This is a genomic window from Embleya sp. NBC_00888 (genome assembly GCF_045207655.1).
Taxonomy (GTDB): domain Bacteria; phylum Actinomycetota; class Actinomycetes; order Streptomycetales; family Streptomycetaceae; genus Embleya.
The window spans coordinates 5,224,748-5,247,989 of record NZ_CP108785.1; the positions used below are offsets into that span (position 1 = coordinate 5,224,748).

The window sequence follows — 23,242 nt, forward strand, 5'->3', positions numbered from 1 at the left end:
CGACGGAGCGCAGCAGGCACCAAGGGGTGAGTCCCGCCGGCGACTTGCACGTCCCGGCGACTTGCACGTCACGATCCGTCCGGCTGAGCGCCCAGCCGGGTTTCGATGGCATGGCGGGCCGCTTGCAGGGGGGTGAGGTGGCTGCCGACGGTGCGCGAGGTGAGTCTCGTGGCGGGGCCTGCCACCGTCAGGGCACCGACCACGGCGCCGGTGTAGTCCCTGAGGGTCACGGCAAGCGAGCACAGGCCCACTTCCCGCTCCTGCCAGCAGGTGGCGTAGCCCTGTTGGCGCACCTGAGCCAGTTCCTGCCTCAGCTGGGATGGATCGGTGATGGTCGTCTTGGTGTAGCGGTGCTGCGGCTCGAGCAGAATCTTCTCGACGAGTTCGGAGTTCGCCGCGAACGCCAGCAGTGCCTTTCCCGAGGCAGTGGCATGCAGGGGCCCGCGCCGGCCGGCATTGGCCACCATGTGCAGCCCCTGGGGTGGTTCTCCCCGGTCGAGATAGAGGACCGACTCGTCGTCGAGGATGCCGAGCAGGACCGATTCACCGGTCTGCAGGGCCAGTTTGTCCAGGTAGGGCCGCGCGACACGGGAGATGTCCGTGTTGCGTACGACATTGGCTCCCAACTCGTACAGGCCCCAGCCGAGACGGTAGAGGGCGGTCTCGTCGTCCCGCATCACCAGGCGCCGGCTCTCCAGGGTGGCGAGCAGGTGATGGACGCTCGCCTTGCTCAGGCCGGTGCGTCGTGCCAGGTCGCTGACCCCCACGGGGTGTGAGGCGCCCGCGATGGCCTGCAACACGTCCACGGCGTGGTCGACCGCTCGCACGCGGCGCGACTTGCCGGCGGCAGGTTCGGCCATGTTTCCGCTCCCTTCTTCGTGGACCGTTTGCTCATGCCAAACGGTATCCGGCCCCAGTCTGCACCCCGAGCGTGCGCGGCCGGGAACATTCGTTAGCAGTGCGCTAACAGCGTTAACGCGAACGAAACGCTGGGCCTACGGTGAGCGCAGTTCAGCCGCCACGTCCATATTGTGGCGATTTGTAGGCACTCGTTCGTTGTCCCGAAAGTGGGGGTTCGTTCCATGAGAAACGCACAGGCGCGCCTGCTCGCTGGATGCGCCGCGGGGGTACTCGCCCTGGCCGCATGCAGCACCAACAGCCCGAGCCAGTCCTCCGCCGCGGCCAAGGGCGATGGAAAGGACTACAAGATCGCCCTGCTGCTCCCGGAGACGGCGGTTCCCCGCTATGACGGGAAGGACAAGCCCTACTTCAAGGCAGAGCTGAAGAAGCTGTGCGCCTCGTGCACCCTGCTCTACGCCAATGCCAACGCGAGCGCCGACACGCAGCAGCAGCAGGCTCAGTCCATGCTGACGCAGGGCGCCGACGTACTGGTGGTCGACCCGGTGGACGGCGTGGCCGCGGCGAGCATCGTCACGGCCGCCAAGGCCAAGAACGTTCCCGTCGTCGCCTACGACCGGCTGATCAAGAGTCCCGAACTGTCGTACGTGGTCTCCAACGACTACGAGCAGGTGGGGAAACTGCAGGCGCAGGCTCTGGTCGACAAGCTGAATGCGGGCAAGGTGTCCCCGTCGGAGGGCGGGATCATCATGATGAACGGCGCCGGCACCGACAACAACGCGGCCTCCATCAAGGCGGGCGCGCTCAGCGTGATCAACAAGAGCGGCTACAAGGTCCTGTCCTCCACCGACACGTGGGAACCCGCCGCCGCGCAGAGCTGGGCGTCCGGTCAGATCACGCGCTTCGGCACCAAGATCGTCGGCGTGTACTCGGCCAACGACGGGAATGCCGGCGGCGCCATCGCCGCGCTCAAGGCCGCCGGCGTCGCGCCGATGCCCCCGATCACCGGCCTGGACGCCACGCTGTCCGGCCTGCAGGCGATCCTCGTCGGCAACCAGTACATGACGACGTACAACTCCTTCCAGAAGGAAGCCGAGACGGCGGCTGCGGTCGCCTACGACTTGGCGAGGGGTGTGCCGCCGCAGGCGCCGGCGACGGTGGACGGGCACCCGGCCACTCTCAATCCGCCGGTGGCGGTGACCGCCTCCACCATCGAGTCGATCGTGATCCGCGACGGCTTCTGGTCCGTCTCCCAGCTGTGCACCTCCGCCTACAACGCGGCGTGTGCCGAGCAAGGCATCAAGTAGGGGAGAGGTGCGCTGCGCCCCGGCCGCAGCGCACCGGCCCGTTCTGCACAACTCTCGGCATCGCCAGGAGCAACGATGACGTCTCCCACCCTTACCGCTTCCGTCACCTCGTCCTCCGGACGGCAGCCGCTGCTGTCACTGCGAGGACTCAACAAGACCTTCGGTGTCGTCCGCGCCCTGACCGACGTCGACCTCGACATCCACGCAGGCGAGGTCGTCGCCCTGCTCGGCGACAACGGCGCAGGCAAGTCCACGCTGGTGAAGACCCTTTCCGGCGTGCATCCCCCGGACTCCGGCACGGTCACCTTCAACAACGAGCCGGTGAACATCTCCTCTCCCGCAGAGTCACGCCGCCTCGGTATCGCCACCGTCTACCAGGACCTGGCCCTGTGCGACAACCTCGACGTCGTCGCCAACCTGTTCCTCGGCCGTGAACGCACCCGCCTCACGCTGAGCGAGGAGAGCATGGAGGAACAGGCCTGGGCGCTGCTGCGCCAGCTGTCGGCCAAGATCCCCTCGGTGCGCACCCTGGTGGCAGGCCTGTCCGGCGGCCAGCGCCAGACCGTCGCCATCGCTCGTTCCCTGATCGGGGATCCGTCGATCGTCATCCTCGACGAGCCGACCGCTGCGCTGGGCGTCGAGCAGACCGCCGAAGTCCTCAACCTCATCGAACGGCTTCGTGACCGCGGCCATGGCGTTCTGCTGATCACGCACAACATGGCCGACGTGCGCGAAGTCGCCGACCGTGCCGTCGTCCTGCGCCTGGGCCGCAACAACGGGGTGTTCCGGGTCGAGGACGTCACCCACGAAGAGATCGTCGCGGCCATCACAGGGGCTGCCGACAGCGCCGTGACGCGCCGGGCGGCCGCCACGGCAAACGCGACGCAGAACACGGAAGGGGCCGCGCCGTGAGCGCCACGAAGATTACCAAGACCGGCGTCGATCCGGTCATGACGCCGATCGACCTGCACGACGAACGCCTCATTCGCACCACCGGGCCTCGGGGCGCCCTGACCGCCTTCACCGCCCGGGTCCGCGGCGGTGACCTGGGATCTCTGCCCGTCGTCGCGGGGCTGGTCCTGATCGCCGTCATCTTCCAGAGCCTCAACGGCTTCTTCCTCTCCAGTGCCAATCTCGTCTCACTCGCCACCGAGTGCGCCGCAGTCGGGACCATCTCCCTCGGCATCGTCCTGGTACTGCTGCTGGGGCAGATCGACCTGTCCGTGGGATCAATGAGCGGCCTGGCCTCCGCCATCCTCGGCATCGGACTGACCCAAATGGGCTGGTCCGTATGGATCGCAATGGGCTGTGCCCTGACTGCCGGGCTGGCCACGGGTTTGCTCTACGGCGTGATCTTCATACGGTTCGGTGTGCCGTCGTTCGTCATCACCCTCGGCGGGCTCCTGGCGCTGCTGGGACTGCAGCTGAACATCCTCGGCACGAACGGCTCGATCAACATCCCCTTCGACAACTGGATCGTCCGCTTCAGCCAGCAGACGTTCGTGTCCCGTCCGGTGTCCTACATCCTGGCCGCCCTGATCGCAGCGGCCTACTTCGCCTCCCAACTGGCCCGCAACCGGCGTCGACGCACGCACTCCCTGTCCACGGCACCGCCGACCGCCGCACTCGTGAAGACGGGACTCCTGTTGATCGCGCTGGAGGCCGGCTGCTGGTACCTCAACCGGGACCGCGGCGTCAGCGCGCCCTTCGTCCTGTTCGTCACGCTCGTCGTGACGGCGAACTTCGCGCTCACGCGAACCAGGTGGGGCCGGTCGGTGTTCGCCGTCGGCGGCTCCGTCGAGGCCGCCCGCCGCGTCGGCATCCGCGTCAACCGCATCTACCTCTCCGCGTTCGCCCTGTGCTCGCTGCTGGCCGCGCTCGGCGGGGTGCTGGCGGCCGGCCGACTCGCCACCGCCAGCACCAGCAGCGGAGCCGGCGACACCAACCTCAATGCCATCGCCGCGGCCGTCATCGGCGGGACGAGCCTGTTCGGCGGACGGGGCACTGCCTACTCCGCGCTGCTGGGCATCGTCGTCATCCAGTCCATCGCCAGCGGGCTGACCCTGCTCAACCTCAGCTCGGCCATCCGATTCGTCATCACCGGCGTGGTCCTGCTGATTGCCGTGATCGTCGACTCGATGGCGCGGCGATCCCGCGCAGCGCACGGCCGCGCCTAGCACATGTGCACCAGCACGACCGCGATTCTCGTCGGAAGAGGCAGGAACAATGACCGCAGACGCCATCCGGACCGGCACCTCGCAGAGCGCGAACGGCCCGCGGAGTTACGGGTACTTCATCGACGGGGCCTGGCGGGAGCCGGCCGACGTACTGGAGCGGCGGGCCCCCGGCACCGGGGTTGTCGTCAGCATGGTGGGAGCGGGCGGCGCTGCCGACGTCGACGCCGCGGTCCTCGCTGCGCGCCGTGCCTTCGACAGGGGAGTCTGGTCGCAGGCTCCGGCCACCGAGCGGGCGCGGATCCTCAACCGTGCGGCGGACCTGATCGATGCGAACAGCACCCCGCTGGCCGCGCTGGACGCGGAGGAAGGCGGCAAGCCCATCCGGCTGAGCGAGGGCGACATCGCCGGTGCCGCCTCCCTGACCCGGTACGCGGCGGGCCTGGCCGTGCAGATGCACGGCACCACCCACACCAACAACGGGGCCGACCACACCGGCCTGGTGCTGCGCGAACCGGCGGGGGTGGCCGGCCTGATCACGCCGTGGAACTTCCCGGCGCTCATCCTGTGCCAGAAGCTGCCCTTCGCGCTCGCGGCGGGATGCACCGTCGTCGTCAAGCCGTCCGAGCTGACCAGCAGCAGCACCCTGGAGATCGCCCGCCTGTACGCCGAGGCCGGACTCCCGGACGGTGTGCTGAACGTGGTCACCGGCGACGGGCGCGCCGGAGGGGCACTGGCCGAACACCACGGCGTGGACGTGCTGTCCTTCACCGGCTCCACTGCGACCGGCCGGAAGATCCTCACCGCCTCGCAGGGCAACCTCAAGAAGCTGTCCCTGGAACTGGGCGGCAAGGCGGCCAACATCGTCTTCGCCGACGCCGATCTGGAGGACGCCGCCGAAGGAGTGATCTTCGGCGCGTTCTTCAACAACGGCGAATGCTGTGTCTCCCAGGCCCGTCTGCTGGTGCAGGACAGCATCGCCGACGCCTTCGTCACCGAACTCGAAGCCCGTGCCCGCCGGGTCAGGGTCGGGCAGCCGCTCGACCACGCCACCGATGTCGGCGCCATGATCGACCCCGGGCACCTGGAGTCGGTCCTCGGCCACATCAGCCAGGGCCGGACGCAGGGCGCCAAGGTGGTGGCCGGCGGCTCCCGTGCGACCGGACCGGCGCTGGACGAGGGACTGTTCGTCCAGCCGACCATCCTCGACGGCGTCGGCCGTGACATGAGCGTCTTCCGCGAGGAGATCTTCGGCCCCGTGCTCACCGTCTCGCGCTTTTGCGATGCCGAGGAAGCCATCGCGTTGGCCAACAGCGTCGACTACGGCCTCGCCAACAGTGTCTGGTCCAAGAACGTCGACACCGTGCTGCCCATGGCGAAGGCCCTCAAGAGCGGCACCGTCTACGTGAACACGACCATCGACGCCCCACCCACGCTGCCCTTCGGCGGCTACAAGGCCAGTGGCGTCGGCCGGGAAATGGGACAGGCCGGCTTCGAGGAGTTCACCGAACTGAAGTCGGTGAGCATTCGCACCGGCAAGCGCAGCGGCACTTTCGCCTTCGGCGGGACTCATGAGCGCACGGCCTGACACACCGGCGCGAGGCGGCAACGACATCACCCCACGCGTGAGTTCTTCAAGGAGCGGCGAGAATGAAGATCTGTAGTGCCGAAGAAGCGGCGGCCCTGGTGCCGGACGGTGCGACCGTCCTGGTCGACGGCTCCGGCGGCGGAGTGAACGAACCCGCGGCGGTCCTCACCGGTCTCGAGGCCCGTTTCCTCGCCGAAAGCCGCCCCCGCGACCTCACGGTGATGCACGTCTCCGGTATGGGAGACGGCCACGGCGGCGGCATCGACCGTTTCTCCCACCCGGGCATGGTCCGTCGGGTCATCGGCGGCCATTGGGGCTGGACCGTCCGCATGCAGCAGTTGGCTCGGGACGAACGGATCGAGGCCTACTGCCTCCCGCAGGGAACCCTTTCTCACCTGTTGCGCGACATCGCCGCCGGACGGCCCGGCGTCGTCTCGTCGGTCGGGCTCGGCACCTTCGTCGATCCCCGTCTCGGCGGGGGGCGTCTCAATGCCTCGGCGAGGGACGACATCGTCCAGCTGATCGAACTCGCGGGGCGCGAGTGGCTGTTCACGCCCGCCTTCCCCATCGATGTCGCCGTCATCCGCGGAACCCGCGCCGACACCAACGGCAACATCACCATGGACGGGGAGGGCCTGTTCGCCGAGACCCTCTCTGCTGCGCAGGCCGCCCGCAACAGCGGCGGTCTGGTCATCGCCCAGGTCCGTGAAGTCGTCCAGGCCGGCACGCTCGACCCGCGGCGGGTGCGCGTCCCCGGCGTACTCGTCGACGCCCTGGTCGTCGACCCCACGCAACGCCTGTCCTTCGCCACCGCAGACGACCCGTTCATGACGGGCGCGCTGCGTGCCCCGGCCACAGCGCACGCACCCATGCCGCTGTCCGTCCGCAAGGTCATCGCCCGCCGTGCCGCCATCGAGTTGCACCGTGGCGACGTGATCAACCTCGGCTACGGCATGCCCGACGGGGTGGCGGCCGTGCTCGCCGAGGAAGGACACAGTGACGACGTCACCTTCACGGTCGAGCAGGGCCACATCGGTGGCATCCCGGTAGGCGGCAGCGACTTCGGCATGTGTATCAATCCCGACGCCTCCGTCGACGCCGGCCATCAGTTCGACTGGTACGACGGCGGCGGTTTGGACGTCGCGGTCCTCAGCTTCGCCCAACTGGACGCGGCCGGCAACGTCAACGTGGGCCGCTTCAGCGACCGCATTCCCGGTGTCGGCGGATTCATCAACATCTCCCAGGGCGCCAAGCGCCTCGTCTTCGTCGGCACCCTCGTGGTCGGCGGCTCCTACACCCTCGGCGGCGACCAGCCCATCAGCGTTCCGCGGAACCGGCCCACCAAGGCCGTCCAGGACGTCGCACAGATCAGCTTCTCCGCCGCACAGGCACTGCGCGCGGGACAGTCGGTCACGTACGTGACGGAACGGGCCGTCTTCCGGCTCACCGAAGAGGGCCTGGAACTCACCGAGATCGCGCCGAGCCTGGACCTCACCCAGGACGTGCTCGACCACTTGGAGTTCAAGCCGCGCGTCAGCCCTGACCTCGTGCCCATGGACATCCGCCTGTTCCAGCCTCATCCCATGGGGCTCACCCTGCCCCCGTCCCGAAGGGAACACGCCCGTGACGCAGAATGACGACCTCCTGCTGCGCGAACGGCGCGGGCCTGCCCTGCTGGCCACACTCAACCGGCAGCGCAAGGGCAACGCCCTCAACCAGCCCCTCATCAACGCGCTCGACAGCCTTGCCGCCGAGGTGGAGAGGGACCAGAGCCGCCACGACGGCTGCCGGGCCCTGATTCTGACCGGTGCGGGTGCCAAGGCATTCAGTGCCGGCGCGGACGTCACGGAACTCGACGGCATCGGCGGAGCCAGGGCCGGTGAGCAGATGCGCCACGGTCAGCGGGTCTTCGACCGGATCGAGCGGCTTCCCGTCGTGGTCATCGCCGCCGTCAACGGCTTCGCCCTGGGCGGTGGTCTCGAACTCGCGATGGCCGCCGATATCCGGATCGCCGCGCCCACCGCGCGCCTCGGGCAGCCCGAAATCACCCTCGCCAACCTTCCCGGATGGGGAGGAACCCAGCGGCTGCCACGGCTCATCGGCCGCAGCCGGGCCACCCGGCTGATTCTCACGGGTGACCTCGTCACAGCGCAGCAGGCCGCCGACCTCGGCCTGGTCGACGGGGTCGCCGACGACCCGGTGACCGCAGCACTCGACCTCGCCGCCCGGATCGCGGCCCAGAGCGCGACCGCGGTCGCCGGGGCCAAGCGTGCCATTCACGCGGGCCTGACCCACGGCATCCAGCACGGCCTGGAGATGGAGGCGGACGCCGTCGCCGCCTGCTGCGAAACGCCCGAACAAAAGGCGGCCGTGCAGGCCTTCCTCAAGCGCAAAGCCTCGGGTGGCTCCTGATCGGCCCACCGACCGAGCCCCTTGGACCGCCACCCCACGAAAGGCTTCTCGTCATGGCTTCCCCCAACACCGAGTCCCGGGACCCGAAGGCCGCCGCCCCATCCACCCACCCCGGCCGCCTCCTCGACTTCACCGAGGCCATGGCCTTCGCCCAGCACCAGGTTCGTACCCTCATCACCCAGGACCCCGGGCGGATGCCCACCTACACCAAACACGGCCACTGGGTGCTCGAAGACGATCCATGGGCGCCGACGTGGAGCGGGGGTTTCCTGACCGGCATGATGTGGATCCTCGCCCGCCATACCCAGGATCCATGGTGGCGTCAGCAGGCCGAGCACTACAGCGAACTGCTCGAGCCCCGAAAGTCCGACACCGGTACCCACGACATCGGATTCGTGCTGGAACCCAGCTGGGGCCGCTGGTACGACCTGAACCCCACGCCTCGCGCCCGGGACGTCCTCATCGAAGGCGGACGCACCATGGCCGGCCGGCTCCAGGCCCCCGGGGGCTACCTCAGCACCTGGGTCGACCCAGGCAGCACCTTCATCGACGTCATGATGAACGTCGGCATCATCTTCCGCGCCGCCGCCTACAGCAACGACTCCGCCCTCCACGATGTCGCCGTCACCCACTGCCGCACCAGCCGGCGCTACTTGATGCGCGGAGACGGCAGCACCCTGCACGAGGGCTGGTTCGACACCAGCACCGGTGAGTTCATGCGCAGCGCCACCCACCAGGGATGGCGTGCCGACTCCACTTGGTCCCGCGGCCAGGCCTGGGCGATCTACGGCTTCACCACCGCCTACCAGTACACCGGTGACCAGGACATGCTCGACGCCGCACGCCGCGCCGCCGACTTCTACATCAACCACACCCCCGGGCACGGAATACCGCCCAACGACTGGAGCGATCCGTCACCGGCACTGCCATGGGAAGCCTCCGCCGCCGCCATCGCCGCGGCCGCCATGCTTCGCCTGGGCGCCGCCTCCGGCCTCGACGACTACCAGTCGTATGGGCTTCGGAGCCTCAACACGCTCTCGTCCACCGAATTCATTGCCGCCGACACACCCGGCTGGCAGGGCATCATCCGCCACGCCACCTACCACCAGCGCAACGGCCTCGGTATCGACGAGAGCGTGATGTGGGGCGACTACTACTTCCTCGAGGCACTCGATGTCGCACACCAACTGACGGCTAGGGCGGGACAGTCGGCATGACCAGAACCCTACGCACCGTCCCATCGCCCGCCGCCGTGAGCAGCATCACCGGCGGCCGGGAACGCATCGTCACCGAGACCATCGCCGCCGGCGGCTTGATCGCCATCTTGCGTGCCCCCACCGCCAAGAACTTCCCCGCCCTGACGGACGCTCTGGTCAGTGCCGGCATCCGGGCCATCGAAGTCACCCTCACCACCCAGGGCGCCCTGCCGTGCCTGAGTGCTCTGACCGCGGCCTACGGCGACGACGTCGTCATCGGCGCGGGCACGGTGATGACCGCCGACCAGGCCGAGGCGTGCATCGAAGCCGGGGCGTCCTTCCTCGTGTCACCGGTGGCATCCCCCGACGTCGCGGCAGCGGCCCGCATCGCCGGCGTGGCCGCCTACCCAGGCGCTCTCACCCCGACGGAGATCGCGGCCGCCGTCCATGCCGGAGCGGCAGCCGTGAAGCTCTTCCCGGCCTCAGCCGTCCCACCACGGTTCATCACCGACATGCACGGCCCCCTCCCCGGTGTTCCCATCATTCCGACCGGCGGCATCACCCTGCTCGACATCCCCGCCTGGATCTCGGCAGGAGCTGCCGCGGTCGGCCTCGGCGGCCCCCTCATCGGCAACGACGCCACCGACGGAGTGACCGCATCCCTGACCTCGCGGGCCCGCAAGGCCCTGAACCTCATCGCCGCCGCCCGGAGCACACCATGAGCGCCGGCAACACGGCAGCCACCGATTCGCCCCCCATCGGCCTGCTCACCTTCGGCGAGACGATGGGCCTGATCTCCGCAGTCGGCACCGGCTTCCTCGACTACGCGCGGGACTTCACCTTCAGCATCGGCGGAGCCGAGAGCAACGTCGCCATCGGCGCGGCCCGCCTGGGCGCCCCGGTCACCTGGGCCGGCCGCATCGGCTCCGACGCGGCCGGCGACCTGATCGAGCGGCGCCTGCGATCCGAGCGGATCAACGTCCTGACCCCCCGCGATCAAGCGTTCACGGGGCTGATGGTGCGTCACTGCCGGGCCGGCAGCACCGTGCACGTCGACTACCACCGCACCGGATCCGCAGGCTCCCGCCTGGCGCCGTCCGACTTGCCCTCCGCGCTGATCCGGCGAGCGTCGATCCTGCACATCACCGGTATCACGCCCGCACTCAGCGACTCCGCCCGGAACACGGTGCTGCACGCTGTGTCCACTGCCGAGGCCGCCGGTGTGCCGGTCAGCCTCGACATCAACTACCGCAGCAAACTCTGGACGGGTCACAACGCCCGCCCCCTCCTGCGCAGGCTCGTCAGCCACGCGAACATCGTCTTCGCCGGGGTGGAGGAAGCCCAACTGGTCCTCGACACCGACACCGACGACGTCGTGTCGCTGGCCGAAGGCCTGGCCCTGCTCGGCCCGAAGGAAGCAATCATCAAAGCCGGCCCCGACGGCTGCGTCGCATCCATCGACGGCGCCGAACTCGTCGAACCCGCACCCACGGTCCACGTCGTCGACCCGGTCGGCGCCGGTGACGCCTTCGTCGCCGGATATCTCGCGGAACACATGGCAGGCGCCGAAGCAGACCAGCGGCTGCGCACGGCCTGCGCCATGGGCGCTTACGCCGTCACCGTGCCCGGGGACTGCGAGCTGCTGCCCACGCGCAGGGAACTCGACGCACTGCTGAAGCCGACCGGCGACGTCGTGCGCTGAGCCCGACACCACCACACCGCACCTCAGGTTTCGCGAACCCCGGCCGCTCAACCCCCGGCCCCGCGGAAGCCTGACAGCCAAGGAGAAGGTCCGTGAGTTACGACTACATCATCGTCGGTGCCGGCACGTCGGGCTGCGTTCTGGCCAACCGACTCACCGAGGACCCCGGCGTCAAAGTGCTGCTTCTGGAAGCCGGAAGCCGCGACCTCAACCCGATGATCCACGTCCCGGGCGGCGTCGGCATGCTCTTCGGCCCCCGGGTGAACTGGCGCTTCCACACCGTGCCTCAGCCCCACCTCGACAACCGGCGCATCTGGTACCCCCAGGGCAAGACCCTGGGCGGCTCCAGCTCCATCAACGCCATGATCTACATCCGCGGCCAACGAGAGGACTACGACCACTGGGCGTCCCTGGGCAACGAAGGCTGGTCGTACGACGACGTGCTGCCCTACTTCAGGAAGTCCGAGGACAACAGCCGTCTGGTCGACGAGTACCACGGGCAGGGCGGCCCTCAGGCGGTCTCCGACCAGACCAACCCCCACATCCTGAGCACATCCTTCGTACGCGCCGCACAGTCCTGGGGCCTGCCCTGCAACCCCGACTTCAACGGCGCCTCCATGTACGGCGCGGGCATGTACCAGGTGACCTTCCGCAGTGGCATGCGTCGTTCCCAGTCGACCTCATTCCTGTGGCCGGCCCTGCGCCGCAAGAACCTCACTCTCAAGACCGGCGCTCGTGTACTGCGCGTCGTCATCGAGAAGGGGCGTGCCGTCGGCGTGGAGATCGGCCACGGCCGCACCTCCAAGATCGTCCGGGCGGACCACGAGGTCATCCTCGCCAGCGGTGCCATCAACACCCCCCGCCTGCTGATGCTGTCCGGCATCGGCGCCGCAGATGAACTCAGCCCGCTCGGCATCACGCCTGTCCATGATCTACCGGGGGTGGGCAAGAACCTGATGGACCACCTCAACACCAACGTCCATTCCCGTCTGAAGGAACCCATCAGCTACGACGGACTCGACCGATTCCCCAAGCTCCTGGCCCCCGGCATGCGCTGGATCTTCATGCGCACCGGACCGGCCTCTTCCGTCATCGTCGAAGGCGGCGGCTTCTTCGAGAGCCCCGGCGCAGATCGCCCCGACATGCAGATCCACATCGCACCCGCGATGGTGGTCCGGGGCGGCCGGACCCGCCTCGACGGGCACGGGTTCACCATCAACTCGACGTTCCTGCGACCCGAAAGCGTCGGCACGGTCAAGCTCGCCAACAGCGACCCCACGGCCGAGCCGCTGATCGACCCCAGGTACCTCAGCGCCCCACGCGACAAGGAGATGGCGCTGCTGCAGGTGCGAACGATCCGCGAAGTGCTCGCCCAGCCGGAAATGGCCCACTTCATCAAGGAAGAGCGCCTGCCCGGCTCCCGGATGCGAACGGACGAGGAGATCATGACCTACGTCCGCCAATACGCCTCCTGCGACTACCACCCCGTCGGCACATGCCGCATGGGCCCCGGCGACGACGCGGTCGTCGATCCACAACTGCGCCTGCGCGGCATTGCCGGACTGCGCGTGGTGGACGCCTCCGTGATGCCGAAGCTGATCAGCGGCAACACCATGGCCCCGACCATGATGATCGCCGAGAAGGGCGCCGACCTGATCAAGAAGTAGAAGACCGCTCAGCGCACCATCAGCCGTGAATCGTAGGGCGGGTAGCCGCGCTTCCCGGTGTAGTCGGCGCGGATCGCGGCCAGGTCGAGCACATCGTCGACCAAATCGGCGACGAACCGGGCCAGGTGATCCTGGGGCAGCCAGTCGTCCAGCGACGGGGGCAGCAGCAGGACCTGGTGCGGGTCGAACGACCGAAACCGCTTGTCCACCGCCGCCGGACGGCCCTGCGGCTGCCTCTTCTCGACCGGCTCGACCTCGAACAGCCCATCCCCATCACGCATACCTCCATCATCCCGCACGAATGGTTACCAACCGGAGCCGACCCCGGCGGTTGCGATTCAGAGGGACCGCCGACAGCGGTTCGATCGTTTCCCTGCGGTTTTCCCGCGATGCCGCCTGACTTCGGTATCGGCTCAGCGGCTTCAGCGGGGTGTCTGGGAACGGAAACTGTGGCCGAGCTCGGGGCCGAGTCCGTAGTAGTGACGAAAGTTGTAGATCAGCGGGCTCCACATGGCCGGGTCGACGTGCTGAGAGCCGGGGACGACAATGCGCGGATCGGCGTGGACCTTGAGCACATGGGCTTCGATGATGAGGAACCCGCCGGAGACGTCAGGCTGGACCCGGGCGGCACGGGCCTCCAGCTGCAGGGGGCATTCGGCGACCCGGGGCGGCCCGACCAGCTCGGAGGGCTCAGGTCGCAGGCCCGCAGCCGCGAACTTGTCCGGCTCGAAGCGGAAGCCACCACGCTTGTCCACGGGTACGGGGGCGCGCCCGGTGAGCGGCGCAAGCTGTTCCACCGCCGACCACTGAGTCGGCGCGGGCAGGTTGATCACGAGATCGGGGCGGCTGCGGAGATTGTGCGCGGTCTGTCCCTCGCCGCCCACGCCCAGGACGATCACCTGGCCCAGTGCCCAAGCCGAGGACATCGGCGCAAGGTTGAAGGAGCCATCCTCGTTCTCCGTGGAGAGCAGCACGACCGGTGTCCCGAAGTACAGGATGCTCGGCGTGATGGTCACGTGATCCGCCGAGGTGTCGGTGGGCGCGCTGCCCGATGTCATGGTGTTCATGGGACTCGACGGTAGGGCGGGGGCTCTTCGGCGCGCGCCGAAGGATCGCTGGTGGATGATGGACGATGATGAACAGCCGTGACGCGCATGTCGAGGGCCCGGACCTGGCCGCCCTGGCCGGTCTGCCGGCCGACAGCACCCGGGCGGGCTTCTGCCTTGCGCTGCTGGACGGCCGAGCGTGGACCGCGATCGAGTTGGCTCGCCATGCCGGGGTGGCTGCCTCGACTGCGACCGAGCACTTGAACCTCCTTGTCGCCGGAGGGTTGCCGGCACAGGAGCATCAGGGCCGTCATCGCTACGTTCGCCTGGCCGACCCCGATACGGCGGAACTGATCGAGAACCTTGCCTCCATGGCTCCTCGACACACCGGCCCCGCTCCACTCGCTGCCGGCCGTCAACCGCAGCCGGGCGCCGGCCCGCGCCCGCACGTGCTATGACCACCTCGCCGGCGCCCTCGGGGTCGCGATCACCACGGCCATGACCGATCGGGGACTGCTGGACTGGGAGCAAGAGCTGACGCTCACCGGCAACGGGATCACCTGGCTGGACGAGCTCGGCATCACACTTCCACCCGACAAGCGGCGTCCGCCTGTCCGCTCCTGCCCGGACTGGACGGAACGCCGACCCCACCTGGCCCGCCGACAAGGACCGCCGCCGACGCCTACCCGGAACGCTTCACCGAGGTGGTAAGGCACGTCACCGCGTTCGCGGACGCCCGCTTGACCGCCGCCGCCGCCGCCACGAGAACGTGGAACGCGGCGACCTCCACCTGGTCGTGAACCAAAGGGACACGAACGAGGGAGAGCAATGCGAGTTGGCGCCACGGCAAAGGCCCGCCGTCCGCGCCAAAGTCTTGGGCTTTCCCATCGGCGTGTACATCGGTTCCGGCGGACCATGGTGGACGCAGGACTTCGGACGGTGATCGACAGGCACCGTGACCACCGATTCCGCTCGCGGTGACGCGGGCGCTTTGTTCGGAACCCGGTGCCGCTCCCGAAGGCATCGGCCTCCCGTTAAGGGTTCGGCCGTTGCGGTGGCACGCCGACCGGCCCCGCGGGCGTGGCAGCGGGGGATTGCTCCGCCGTACTCCGGGCCATCCCCGATGACCTGCTTCGCCGCTGCGGCCACAGCCTCCCGACGGCCACGCTCGGCCTCGTCATCCGCGTCCACGTCGCCGCCGCAGATGTGGACGGGGTGCACCTCCACTTCGACACCCTCGACCGGAAGCCGCCGTTCGGGTCACACAAGGCGGCCCTTCCGGTGAATGCCGAACGCCTCGTGAGCGAGGTGGGTCGCAGGGGGTACGGGGTCTCGGCAATGTGCGAACCCGGAACCCGCGAGGAGATCGGCCATGTACGCAGCTGTCCGGCGGTATGAAGGTGTGACCGATGCGGCCGAGGCGGCACGCGTGGTGAAAGAAGGGTTCGTGCCGCTCATCCGCCGGGTTCCCGGCTTCGTGGCCTACTACTGGATCGATGCCGGGGACGGAGTGATGGTCTCGACCAGTGTCTTCCAGGACCGGGCCGGTGCCGAGGCGTCGATCTCGAGGGCGTCGGAGTTCGCGCGGGACAACCTCGCGGCGGTGCTCCCCACTCCTCCCCGGGTCATGGCCGGGGAGGTTGTGGCTTCCGCATAGCGGCGCATGCGTGCACCTGGTTCGGAGTGTGTGCCGCAGTGTGAGATCGCCGGCGCGAAGCAGTGACGCGCGAGCGCTCATCTCCGCAATGGCGCGCCTGGCACTGAGGTTGTACGGGTCCGGGCTGAGGCCCGCAGAGGTTCTGCAGCGGTGCTACGGGGTCCGGTTCCCGCGGGAGTTCTTCGTGTTGGCCGAAACACCCGAAGCCACCGAGGAATTGCTCATCGTCCTTTTCAACCAGCCGTGGCGGATGGCTGTCCCTCCGGAACGGAGAGGCCCCCGCGCCTCCGTGCTACCCCAACAGGAGGAACAGGAGCAGGCCCTGCTTGCTCGTGACCGGGACCTGTTGCCCCTGCTGGTCCCGATCGGTCTCCACGCACGCCATGGCGGCAAGACGGTCGGCTACCGACTCAGCGAACTGGCTGCCGGCCGCACCACGGTCTTCGCTCTCTCTCGCAACGCCCGACACGACAGCCCGATCGAACCCATTGGCGATTCCCTTCTGGCCTTTCGGCACGAGCATCACGCCGACGCCTACAAGGCTGTTCGCGACCAGTACAACGCGCCGTCCAACCGCGGCGCCGGGATGGTCGATGCCGACGAGGTGGGCGAGCTCGCAGTCCTGGTCAGGCACGTCCAAGACCTGCAGCACCGCGCGGCGGCGCAGCCAGGGGAAGTCGATTCCTGCCGAAATCGAGCTTGCATCGACGCCGCGCGTGACTCTCGGACGCGCCGCGAACCGACACCACGGACGCCGGCGGCCACCAAGGCAGCTTCACAGAGACCCCATGGACTGTAGGTCGGCGACCGTCACGAAATATCCGCCACAGCCATCACCCGCCCCCGATGGGTGCCTGCTCGGCATGTGAGGTGCCACGAAGGTTTCCGGTTGGGGTCGGGGCCGTCGGTGTGGGGGTGTGGCGTTGTCGGCCCCGGGGGTGGTTGATGGCGGGTTCGGTGTGTGAGGGTGGCAGGAGGGCGTCCAGGCCGCTTGTCGGGGCTTTCTGGTGTGGGTGTCGGGGTGGGCTTGCGATGGCTGTGGAGGGCCGGTTCGATGCGGCTGGGGTCGGTTTCGGGTCGGCCCGTTTGGGTGCGGAGGTGGGGCCGCGGAGCGGGCTGGTGGGTCCTGTGTGGTTGTCCGGTGGATTCTCGTCGGGCTGTCCCGTGGGGTGCGTGGGTGCGAAATCGGGATCTGTTCTTGTCCGTGGGGGAGTTGGTGGTCTCGCCGCGGTCGGGTGAGTGGGACGACGCCCTGGGATCGGCCGGCCGCACGGTGAGAATGCCCTGCCCGGCGTGACGGGACGCACCAGGCCGGGGTTGGGGTCCGGTGGGGCCTGTGGACGGCCGATGCCGCCGAGGACGCGCGCACTTGCGGGGCCGTCCCTCTTCGAGACGACGGCTGCGGCTTCCACACCCTCCTTGTGGTCAGCGGACCCAATGCGTGGCGCCATGTGGTTCGACGGACGCGCGACCTGCGATCGCCTCAACCCGCTTTTGAACGACGACGGACAGCCCGCGACCTTCGGCGAGTGGTACGTGGACTGGCTCACCCGCGAAAATCGGCTGACAACCCCGGAACTGCGTCGTGCGGCAAACGACCGCTGGCACGCAGGGACGGACGTGCCCATCCGGCTCCGCTGGTTCGACTCGTGAGCCGTCAGTGCTCTGGCCGCGAGCCGCGTTCCCGGTTCCGCGTGGCCAGGGCGCAGGGGTTTGCGGGGCTCGATGCGCCACATCTAGGATTGTGGTCGGTCCGAGAGGGACCTGTCACGAGACGGGAGACGACGCCATGTCGGACGCCACCGACACCCACGTCCGTGCGCGCCGCAAGGACGCCAACCATCCCGAGGACGGTGCGCGTGAGCGCCTGCTGTGGATGGACGTCGCCGTGTGGCGGCGGGCCCGCGCCCGCGCGGCCGACGACGCCCTGGGTCTGACGCCGGTGCTCGAGGCCCTCCTGGACGCCTACGCCGACGGCCGGGTGACGGTGACCCCGCCCGCGGGCCGTTCGCTGGGCCCGACCCGGGACGGCACCGCCCGCACCGGTTGCCGCACGGGCCCGCTGTCGCACCACGTGTGGTCGCGCGCCGACCACCGGCGCGCCGCAGCGGGCATGAAGTCGATGCCCGTGCTGTGCGAGCTGCTGCTCGGCGGCTACGTCGACGGACACCTGACCACCACGCTGACCGCGACCGGCCACGTACCCCGCACCCACCGAGAGGACGACGCGGCATGACCGAGCCCACCGCACCCCTGCCGGGCGGCGCACGGCTGCCCCGCCCCGAGCGCAACCCCGACGCCCTGCGCGTGGCCCTCGCACGCGTCGCGCCGCACCGCCTGCCCGAGATGGAACGCCAGAAGAACGAGGCCTTCCAACTCGCCGCCCAAACCGCACACCTGGGCCCGATCCAGGGCTGGCTGACGGTGTGGGCGGGCGAGGTCGAGATCGAACGCCGCCCCGACCTGAACGCCCGCCGCCATGCGGCCGAGCAGACCCTGCAAACCCTGCAACGCCACGACCCCGCCTGGCAGGCCGCACGCGCGGAACTCCTCGCCGTCCTCACCGAGGCCCGCGAGGCCACCACGTGACCTGGGCGTGGGAGTACGAACCCGACGAGGCGTACGTGACCGGCGACGCGCCCCCGGCCCTGCTCGTCCAGATCGAGGACAAAGCCGCCGAACTCGTCCGCGCCGCCGAAGCCCTCTACATCCACGGCGAGGCATACGACGGCATGTCACCCCAAGGCGGCACGGCCCTGGTCGCGAACGGCATGTTCGTCTACCAGGTCGTCCCACGTCACGAACGCGTCTACATCCTGCAGGTCACCGCCTGGTAAACCGCACTCACCCCAGACGCTCGCCTCTCCGGGCCGCCGGCCGCTTCGGTGCCCTCGATCGGCGGGCGTGGCCGCGCGAGCGCTTCGAACACCGAGGCCGTCGCCCCCGGGCGGCCCCTGTCGCGGGGATGCCGGAACCGGGCCGATCACCGCGGATTCGCCATCGACCACCGGATCCGGCGGCTGCGACCCTCGAAGGATCCGGCCGACCTGCGCACACGCAGCCTCCACGCCCGCGCCGGCGCGCCGTCGGCGGATGGCGGCGCCCGTCCACGCGATCAGGAGGGCGCCGTCCCGGACCGCGGCCACCGGCCCCGACCGCCCGACCCGTTCCCCGAGTCCGCGGCACAACGCTCCGTCCGCAGGCGACAGTCCCGTTCTGCGGATTCCCAGCGGCCCACCCCGCGCGTGGCTTCGTTCGCTTTCAGTAGCAGCGTTTGTCCGGCAGGTTGGGCAGCAGACGGAGGTCGATGGGCGCGGAAATGTTCACGAGAAATGACGTCAGGGCATGAGATGGTCGGCCCCCTGTGAGGATGGCGGACCGTCGAAACTGAACCCACAGGAAGATAAGTTCGGCACCCGGGGTCGAGCTTCATCGGTGTAGTTGGCCACCCAGTGCCTGTGATCTACTGCCGGTCATGCCGTTGTTGTTGCTGGACCTCGACAACACCCTGGTCGACCGCGATACAGCCTTCCGTACCGCCGTCGCCGACTTCCTTGCCCGGCACGGCCTGCCCGACTCCGAGCTCGCGTGGGTGACCGCGCTTGATGCCGGCGGCTATACCGCGCGGCACGAAGTCACCACGGCCCTGGCCGACCGATACGGCGACATGGTGCCAACCACCGCTATCCGCGCCCTTCTCGACAATGGCGGCGCCGACCACGTCGTCCTGACGCCCTCGTCCCACGAGGCGTTGAGCAGGGCACGGGGCGATGGTTGGGCCTGTGTGATCGTCACCAACGGCCGCACCGTTCAGCAGGAAGCGAAGATCCGTAACACCGGACTCGACCGACTCGTCCAGGGCTGGGTGATCTCCGAGGCCGTCGGCCACAAGAAGCCGGAACCGGAGATCTTCCATGCGGCAGCGGCAACCGTCGGCATTCCGCTGCCTGGTGCGTGGATCATCGGCGATTCACCGCATGCCGACATTGCCGGCGCCGAACGGCTCGGGCTTCGCAGCGTGTGGGTGGCGAACGGCCGGCCCTGGTCCCAGGATTCCTACCGGCCCACCCACGTCGCGAACAGCGTTGCCTCTGCGATCGGCCACGCCATGCGGAATCCGGGATAGGCCGCCGCCACCCCGTCGAAACCCCGGGCCCTCCGAAATGGCTTAAATGCATGGGACGGTCCGCCGCCCGTGAAGGCGGCGGACCGTCGAGACTGAACCCGCAGGAGTCAGCCGGCCGTCGCAGGCTGTTCGGCTCGGGCCCGCGTGCTGGCGAGGCGATAGGAGTCGGTGCCGGTTTCGATGATCGTGCCGTTGAACGTGAGGCGGTCGACGATGGCCGCGCAGAGGCGAGGGTCGGTGAATGTCTTGGCCCAGCCAACTGGGGCTGGCACTTGTTCCTTTTCGGGAATCGCCGCTGCCACCGGCCCGTATCCATCTCCGGCGGCCCTCGTTGGTCTTCGTGGTGGTGCTCGCATTCTCCAGGTGCTGCCTTGACGGGTCAGGTGCGAGGAAGGTGTGCCGGTGACGTCCCAGTTGCGGGTGATCCGAGGCGGCGGCGTCCCGCTTGAACCGGTGACCGCCGATCCGGCGGAGTTCCAGGCCGAGTGCGTCGAGGCGTTCGTCGCCTCGTGGCGGGCGCGCGGCTTCAGTCCGGTGACGATCGAGAACGACATCGGCCTGTTGGAGCGAACGTTGAACGCGCTCGGGCGGCCGGCGTGGGACGTCACCCCGGAGGACATCGACCGCGTCGTCGGTGACCTGGCCGTTGCCAGCCGGACAGCGTCGACTCGACGCGGATACGTGCAGATCTTCAATGCCTTCCATCGTTTCCTGCAGGTCCGCAAGGCCGTCGAGATCGAGACGGGCTTCGGTGTCCGGCTGGTCTGTCCGGTGGACGAGTTCAACGCCTCGCGCCATGTCGGCGACGACTCCCCGGCCGAGAAGGCGCCACCGGCTCCCGAGCGGGTGGTCGAGTTCTTCGACTTCCTCAAGGCCCGGATCGCGACCGCGCGCAAGTACGCACCCGCCGCCCGCGACTACGCGATGTTCCGGACGCTCTATCACGCCGGCCGTCGTTCGGAGGAGGCGTCGCTTCTGGACCTTCCGGACGTCCACTTCTCGCGCGGTCCGTTCGGCAAGCTCCACGTCCGCTTCGGCAAGGGCGCCCGCACCTCCGGTCCGCGCCCGCGGTGGGTGCCGATGCTCGACGGCCTCGACCTGGTGCTGCACTGGTTTCTCGACGACGTCCGCGGAAGGTTCCCGGACTCGCCCGTGCTGTTCGCGGACGAGTCAGGCGGCCCCCTGCATCGCGGGACGATCCGCAATCGCCGGCGCCATCTCATGGAGTTGGAGGGCCGACCGCCCGCCGACCGGTTCAGTCCACATGCTCTACGGCGGGCGTGCGCGACGCACAACTACGAGCGCGGTGTGGACCTGGTGGCCATTCAGCAACTCCTCGGCCACTGGACCGTCGGCTCGACCATGAGATACGTCCGCCCGTCCGCGACGTTCGTCGAGGACGCCTATCGGCGCGCGATCACCACCACACTCGGCGAACTCACCGCGGGAGAGGACGGTCGCTCGTGAAGATCCGATGGCGACTGCGGATGGCCGCCGCCCAGCGCGAGGTCTGGACCGGCACGCAACTCCAGCGGCTCCTGGCGGAACGCGCCGGCGTCCAGCTGTCCTCCGCGTCGGTGTCCGCGCTGTTCACCAAGGAACCCTCGCAGGTGAAGATGAGCACCCTCATCGCGTTGTGCACCGCCCTGGAGTGCACCCCCAACGACCTCTTCGAGGTGGATACCACCCCCGTCGAACGACCCGCGGCGCCCCTGCGGCCGGTCGCGGAAACACCGAAGCTGGAACGGCCTGCCCACCGGCCGGGGACGCCGGGTCACCACCGGTGAACCGGACCTGCCGGGGCCGCGTCGCACGACCGCCTTCGGCGACGAGGCCGGGCCGCTCAGGGCCCTGCTCAACCGGGCCGCGGCCACTCGGATCGAGGTCGGCCGCCGACCGTTGTCGATCTACGACGAACTCACGGGCACCCGCCCCTTCAACACCCCTCCCGAGAGCAAGGAAACACGTTGAGCGAGCTGACCGGCAACCGCATCCGCACCACGGCCGGCAAGCTCGGCCTGCCCCATCTCGCCGACGGGCTGGACCAGTTCGCGCGCCGGGCCGAGGAAGGCAAGCTCGGCTATCTCGACTTCCTCGACCTCGTCCTCTCCGAGGAACTCGCCGTCCGTGACGACCGGCGTTTCCGCAGGGCCCTGCTGTTCTCGAAGCTGCCACACCACAAGACGCTGGACGACTACGACTTCTCGTTCCAGCCCGACCTCGACCCGCGCAAGGTCAAGGACCTGGCCACCCTGTGCTTCGTCGAGGCCAAGGCGAACGCCGCCCTGCTGGGGCCGCCCGGGGTCGGCAAGACACACATCGCCGTCGCCCTGGCGGTCGCGGCCTGCCGGGCCGGGTTCTCCGTCTACTTCACCACGCTCGACGACATGGTCCGACAGCTGAAGGCCGCAGAGGCCGCCGGGCGCCTGACCTCCAAACTCGGCTCCTACCTGCGGCCGGGCGTCCTCGTGGTCGACGAGGTGGGCTACCAGCCCCTCGAACGCGCCGAAGCCAACCTGGTCTTCCAGGTGATCTCCAAGCGCTACGAGAAGGGCTCGATCATCCTGACCTCGAACAAGACCTTCAGCGAATGGGGACAGGTGTTCGGCGACGAGGTCCTCGCCACCGCCATCCTCGACCGGCTCCTTCACCATTGCGACGTCGTCGCGATCAACGGTCCCAGCTATCGACTGAAGAACCGGCTGAAGGCCATCGAGCGCGAAACCGACGTCGCCTGACAACTGGGCACGTTCGGCTGTACTCGGCTGAGCACATTCCTCAGTACGCCGACACGCGGCGAACTCGCTGGTCAACCTGCTTTTGCCGACGCCGGCTTCGTTGTCCCAGACGAGCGTCTTGGGGACTGCGTGCCAACCGTCGGCCGGCAGCCGCCAGTGACCGTCGATCAGGTCGCCGGTCTGCCGCGAGGGCAGCATCCGGGCCGTGATCACCCGCGAATACCCGGAGACGACGACCAGGACCGGCGGGCGCCCCGACTGGCCGTAGCCGAGCGGGATGTCCACGGCCGGGAACCACAGGTCGCACTGAGCGAGCTCTCCGGGCCGGTAGATCGTCCGGGAGACCGGGTCCACCGGCGGGTAGGCCGGTCGCAGCTCCCGCACCCGCTAGCGCAGGATCGTCAGCCCCCGCTCCCAACCGATCCGCTCCGCGATCACCGTGGCAGGCATCGTCGGGGTCTCCTTCAAGAGCTCCCGCACGACCGGCTCCACCGCATCCACCGCCGAACCCTTCGGCGCCCGCCGGTACTGCGGCGGCCGGTCCGAGGCCAGTGCCCGCAGCACCGTGCCTCGGGAGATCCCGAGCCGCCGAGCGACAGCCCGCGCCGACAAGCCCTCAGCCCGGTGCAACCGGCGAATCTCAGCCCAGTCCTCCACGTGGATCACCTCTCTTCCTCCTGACTCCAGTACCAATGAAGTCAGGATGATCAAGAGATCGCAGAGTGGCCCGCTTTTGATGCGCCGTCCGTGGACCTCAATTCAGGTTCTGGA

General features: G+C 68.9%; 22 protein-coding genes and 4 pseudogenes. 20 read left to right on the forward strand and 6 right to left on the reverse strand.

The genetic code is table 11. From position 1 onward, the window contains the following. Positions 1-68 precede the first annotated feature (68 nt). Positions 69-860 carry an IclR family transcriptional regulator gene (locus OG948_RS57225; RefSeq protein WP_331772988.1) on the reverse strand — a complete coding sequence of 264 codons (792 nt, stop codon included), beginning with the start codon at positions 858-860 and terminating at the stop codon, positions 69-71. 222 nt (positions 861-1,082) lie between these two features. Here OG948_RS57225 and OG948_RS57230 point away from each other — a divergent pair, with 222 nt between their 5' ends. From OG948_RS57230 to OG948_RS57275, 10 genes are all read left to right on the forward strand, one after another. Beyond that, entirely contained in the window at positions 1,083-2,165 is a 1,083-nt protein-coding gene (locus OG948_RS57230; RefSeq protein ID WP_331772989.1) for a substrate-binding domain-containing protein, read from the forward strand. Positions 2,166-2,240: 75 nt separating this feature from the next. Then, a complete protein-coding gene (locus tag OG948_RS57235; RefSeq protein WP_331772990.1) occupies positions 2,241-3,077 on the forward strand; it encodes an ATP-binding cassette domain-containing protein in 837 nt (278 codons plus the stop codon). 38 nt (positions 3,078-3,115) lie between these two features. Next, positions 3,116-4,342: an ABC transporter permease subunit gene (locus tag OG948_RS57240; protein WP_331773638.1), complete on the forward strand. Its 1,227-nt coding sequence runs from the start codon at positions 3,116-3,118 to the stop codon at positions 4,340-4,342. 49 nt (positions 4,343-4,391) lie between these two features. Beyond that, positions 4,392-5,927, forward strand: a complete 1,536-nt coding sequence (locus tag OG948_RS57245) for an aldehyde dehydrogenase family protein (protein ID WP_331772991.1) — start codon at positions 4,392-4,394, stop codon at positions 5,925-5,927. A gap of 62 nt (positions 5,928-5,989) precedes the next feature. Further along, on the forward strand, positions 5,990-7,564 hold the full coding sequence (locus OG948_RS57250; protein ID WP_331772992.1) for a CoA-transferase: 1,575 nt from the start codon (positions 5,990-5,992) through the stop codon (positions 7,562-7,564). Beyond that, positions 7,551-8,339, forward strand: coding sequence for an enoyl-CoA hydratase-related protein (locus tag OG948_RS57255; RefSeq protein ID WP_331772993.1), 789 nt, complete (start codon positions 7,551-7,553; stop codon positions 8,337-8,339). Before OG948_RS57250 ends, OG948_RS57255 begins: the two co-directional genes overlap by 14 nt. 53 nt (positions 8,340-8,392) lie before the next feature. Next, positions 8,393-9,556 (forward strand): glycoside hydrolase family 88 protein, encoded by a 1,164-nt coding sequence (locus OG948_RS57260; RefSeq protein WP_331772994.1) that lies wholly within the window; start codon positions 8,393-8,395, stop codon positions 9,554-9,556. Continuing rightward, on the forward strand, positions 9,553-10,257 hold the full coding sequence (locus OG948_RS57265) for a bifunctional 4-hydroxy-2-oxoglutarate aldolase/2-dehydro-3-deoxy-phosphogluconate aldolase (protein WP_331772995.1): 705 nt from the start codon (positions 9,553-9,555) through the stop codon (positions 10,255-10,257). The genes OG948_RS57260 and OG948_RS57265 overlap by 4 nt, the downstream gene beginning before the upstream one ends. Further along, complete coding sequence (locus tag OG948_RS57270; protein WP_331772996.1) at positions 10,254-11,237, forward strand: sugar kinase; 984 nt, start codon at positions 10,254-10,256, stop codon at positions 11,235-11,237. Before OG948_RS57265 ends, OG948_RS57270 begins: the two co-directional genes overlap by 4 nt. Positions 11,238-11,329: 92 nt before the next feature. Next, positions 11,330-12,904 carry a GMC family oxidoreductase N-terminal domain-containing protein gene (locus OG948_RS57275; RefSeq protein WP_331772997.1) on the forward strand — a complete coding sequence of 525 codons (1,575 nt, stop codon included), beginning with the start codon at positions 11,330-11,332 and terminating at the stop codon, positions 12,902-12,904. Positions 12,905-12,915: 11 nt separating this feature from the next. On the opposite strand, the pseudogene OG948_RS57280 reads toward OG948_RS57275, so the two are convergent. Both OG948_RS57280 and OG948_RS57285 read right to left on the reverse strand, forming a co-directional pair. Continuing rightward, positions 12,916-13,167: pseudogene (locus tag OG948_RS57280) on the reverse strand (IS1182 family transposase); the annotation flags it as partial. 159 nt (positions 13,168-13,326) lie between these two features. Further along, complete coding sequence (locus OG948_RS57285) at positions 13,327-13,971, reverse strand: flavin reductase family protein (protein ID WP_331772998.1); 645 nt, start codon at positions 13,969-13,971, stop codon at positions 13,327-13,329. Between the two features lie 68 nt (positions 13,972-14,039). Here OG948_RS57285 and OG948_RS57290 point away from each other — a divergent pair. Together OG948_RS57290 and OG948_RS57295 are read left to right on the forward strand one after the other, a co-directional pair. Beyond that, a pseudogene (locus OG948_RS57290) lies at positions 14,040-14,619 on the forward strand (ArsR/SmtB family transcription factor); the annotation flags it as partial. A gap of 703 nt (positions 14,620-15,322) precedes the next feature. Then, positions 15,323-15,607 (forward strand): hypothetical protein, encoded by a 285-nt coding sequence (locus OG948_RS57295; protein ID WP_406300816.1) that lies wholly within the window; start codon positions 15,323-15,325, stop codon positions 15,605-15,607. 292 nt (positions 15,608-15,899) lie between these two features. Here OG948_RS57295 and OG948_RS57300 read toward each other — a convergent pair whose 3' ends face one another. Continuing rightward, complete coding sequence (locus OG948_RS57300; RefSeq protein WP_331773000.1) at positions 15,900-16,241, reverse strand: hypothetical protein; 342 nt, start codon at positions 16,239-16,241, stop codon at positions 15,900-15,902. Between the two features lie 815 nt (positions 16,242-17,056). Between OG948_RS57300 and OG948_RS57305 the strand changes: the two genes are divergently transcribed. The 5 genes from OG948_RS57305 (at position 17,057) to OG948_RS57325 (ending at position 19,733) form a co-directional block, all read left to right on the forward strand. Next, the gene (locus OG948_RS57305; RefSeq protein WP_331773001.1) at positions 17,057-17,260 is read left to right on the forward strand and encodes a hypothetical protein; all 204 of its coding nucleotides are present in this window, start codon (positions 17,057-17,059) and stop codon (positions 17,258-17,260) included. A gap of 136 nt (positions 17,261-17,396) precedes the next feature. Next, positions 17,397-17,843, forward strand: a complete 447-nt coding sequence (locus OG948_RS57310) for a hypothetical protein (RefSeq protein WP_331773002.1) — start codon at positions 17,397-17,399, stop codon at positions 17,841-17,843. Beyond that, positions 17,840-18,196, forward strand: a complete 357-nt coding sequence (locus OG948_RS57315) for a hypothetical protein (protein WP_331773003.1) — start codon at positions 17,840-17,842, stop codon at positions 18,194-18,196. Before OG948_RS57310 ends, OG948_RS57315 begins: the two co-directional genes overlap by 4 nt. After that, positions 18,193-18,444: a hypothetical protein gene (locus OG948_RS57320; RefSeq protein ID WP_331773004.1), complete on the forward strand. Its 252-nt coding sequence runs from the start codon at positions 18,193-18,195 to the stop codon at positions 18,442-18,444. Before OG948_RS57315 ends, OG948_RS57320 begins: the two co-directional genes overlap by 4 nt. A 638-nt stretch (positions 18,445-19,082) precedes the next feature. Next, positions 19,083-19,733 (forward strand): HAD family hydrolase, encoded by a 651-nt coding sequence (locus tag OG948_RS57325; RefSeq protein WP_331773005.1) that lies wholly within the window; start codon positions 19,083-19,085, stop codon positions 19,731-19,733. Between the two features lie 107 nt (positions 19,734-19,840). Here the strand turns inward: OG948_RS57325 and OG948_RS57330 are convergent. Further along, positions 19,841-19,990, reverse strand: a pseudogene (locus tag OG948_RS57330) (ATP-binding protein); the annotation flags it as partial. A gap of 145 nt (positions 19,991-20,135) precedes the next feature. Between OG948_RS57330 and OG948_RS57335 the strand changes: the two are divergent. The 3 genes from OG948_RS57335 (at position 20,136) to istB (ending at position 22,471) form a co-directional block, all read left to right on the forward strand. Beyond that, a complete protein-coding gene (locus OG948_RS57335; protein WP_331773006.1) occupies positions 20,136-21,200 on the forward strand; it encodes a tyrosine-type recombinase/integrase in 1,065 nt (354 codons plus the stop codon). Continuing rightward, a complete protein-coding gene (locus OG948_RS57340; protein WP_331773007.1) occupies positions 21,197-21,520 on the forward strand; it encodes a helix-turn-helix transcriptional regulator in 324 nt (107 codons plus the stop codon). The genes OG948_RS57335 and OG948_RS57340 overlap by 4 nt, the downstream gene beginning before the upstream one ends. A 180-nt stretch (positions 21,521-21,700) precedes the next feature. After that, positions 21,701-22,471 (forward strand): IS21-like element helper ATPase IstB, encoded by a 771-nt coding sequence (gene istB, locus OG948_RS57345; RefSeq protein WP_331773008.1) that lies wholly within the window; start codon positions 21,701-21,703, stop codon positions 22,469-22,471. A gap of 75 nt (positions 22,472-22,546) precedes the next feature. Here istB and OG948_RS57350 read toward each other — a convergent pair. Next, a pseudogene (locus tag OG948_RS57350) lies at positions 22,547-23,137 on the reverse strand (helix-turn-helix domain-containing protein); the annotation flags it as partial. Positions 23,138-23,242 lie beyond the last annotated feature (105 nt).

Bases quoted from the DNA above. Each gene is read 5' to 3' on its own strand.
- OG948_RS57250 (WP_331772992.1), top strand. From the start codon at position 5,990: ATGAAGATCTGTAGTGCCGAAGAAGCGGCGGCCCTGGTGCCGGACGGT.
- OG948_RS57325 (WP_331773005.1), top strand. From the start codon at position 19,083: ATGCCGTTGTTGTTGCTGGACCTCGACAACACCCTGGTCGACCGCGAT.
- OG948_RS57305 (WP_331773001.1), top strand. From the start codon at position 17,057: ATGTGGTTCGACGGACGCGCGACCTGCGATCGCCTCAACCCGCTTTTG.
- OG948_RS57310 (WP_331773002.1), top strand. From the start codon at position 17,397: ATGTCGGACGCCACCGACACCCACGTCCGTGCGCGCCGCAAGGACGCC.
- OG948_RS57235 (WP_331772990.1), top strand. From the start codon at position 2,241: ATGACGTCTCCCACCCTTACCGCTTCCGTCACCTCGTCCTCCGGACGG.
- OG948_RS57230 (WP_331772989.1), top strand. From the start codon at position 1,083: ATGAGAAACGCACAGGCGCGCCTGCTCGCTGGATGCGCCGCGGGGGTA.
- OG948_RS57270 (WP_331772996.1), top strand. From the start codon at position 10,254: ATGAGCGCCGGCAACACGGCAGCCACCGATTCGCCCCCCATCGGCCTG.
- OG948_RS57295 (WP_406300816.1), top strand. From the start codon at position 15,323: ATGTACGCAGCTGTCCGGCGGTATGAAGGTGTGACCGATGCGGCCGAG.
- OG948_RS57240 (WP_331773638.1), top strand. From the start codon at position 3,116: ATGACGCCGATCGACCTGCACGACGAACGCCTCATTCGCACCACCGGG.
- OG948_RS57225 (WP_331772988.1), bottom strand. From the start codon at position 860: ATGGCCGAACCTGCCGCCGGCAAGTCGCGCCGCGTGCGAGCGGTCGAC.
- OG948_RS57265 (WP_331772995.1), top strand. From the start codon at position 9,553: ATGACCAGAACCCTACGCACCGTCCCATCGCCCGCCGCCGTGAGCAGC.
- OG948_RS57285 (WP_331772998.1), bottom strand. From the start codon at position 13,971: ATGAACACCATGACATCGGGCAGCGCGCCCACCGACACCTCGGCGGAT.
- OG948_RS57245 (WP_331772991.1), top strand. From the start codon at position 4,392: ATGACCGCAGACGCCATCCGGACCGGCACCTCGCAGAGCGCGAACGGC.
- OG948_RS57315 (WP_331773003.1), top strand. From the start codon at position 17,840: ATGACCGAGCCCACCGCACCCCTGCCGGGCGGCGCACGGCTGCCCCGC.
- OG948_RS57260 (WP_331772994.1), top strand. From the start codon at position 8,393: ATGGCTTCCCCCAACACCGAGTCCCGGGACCCGAAGGCCGCCGCCCCA.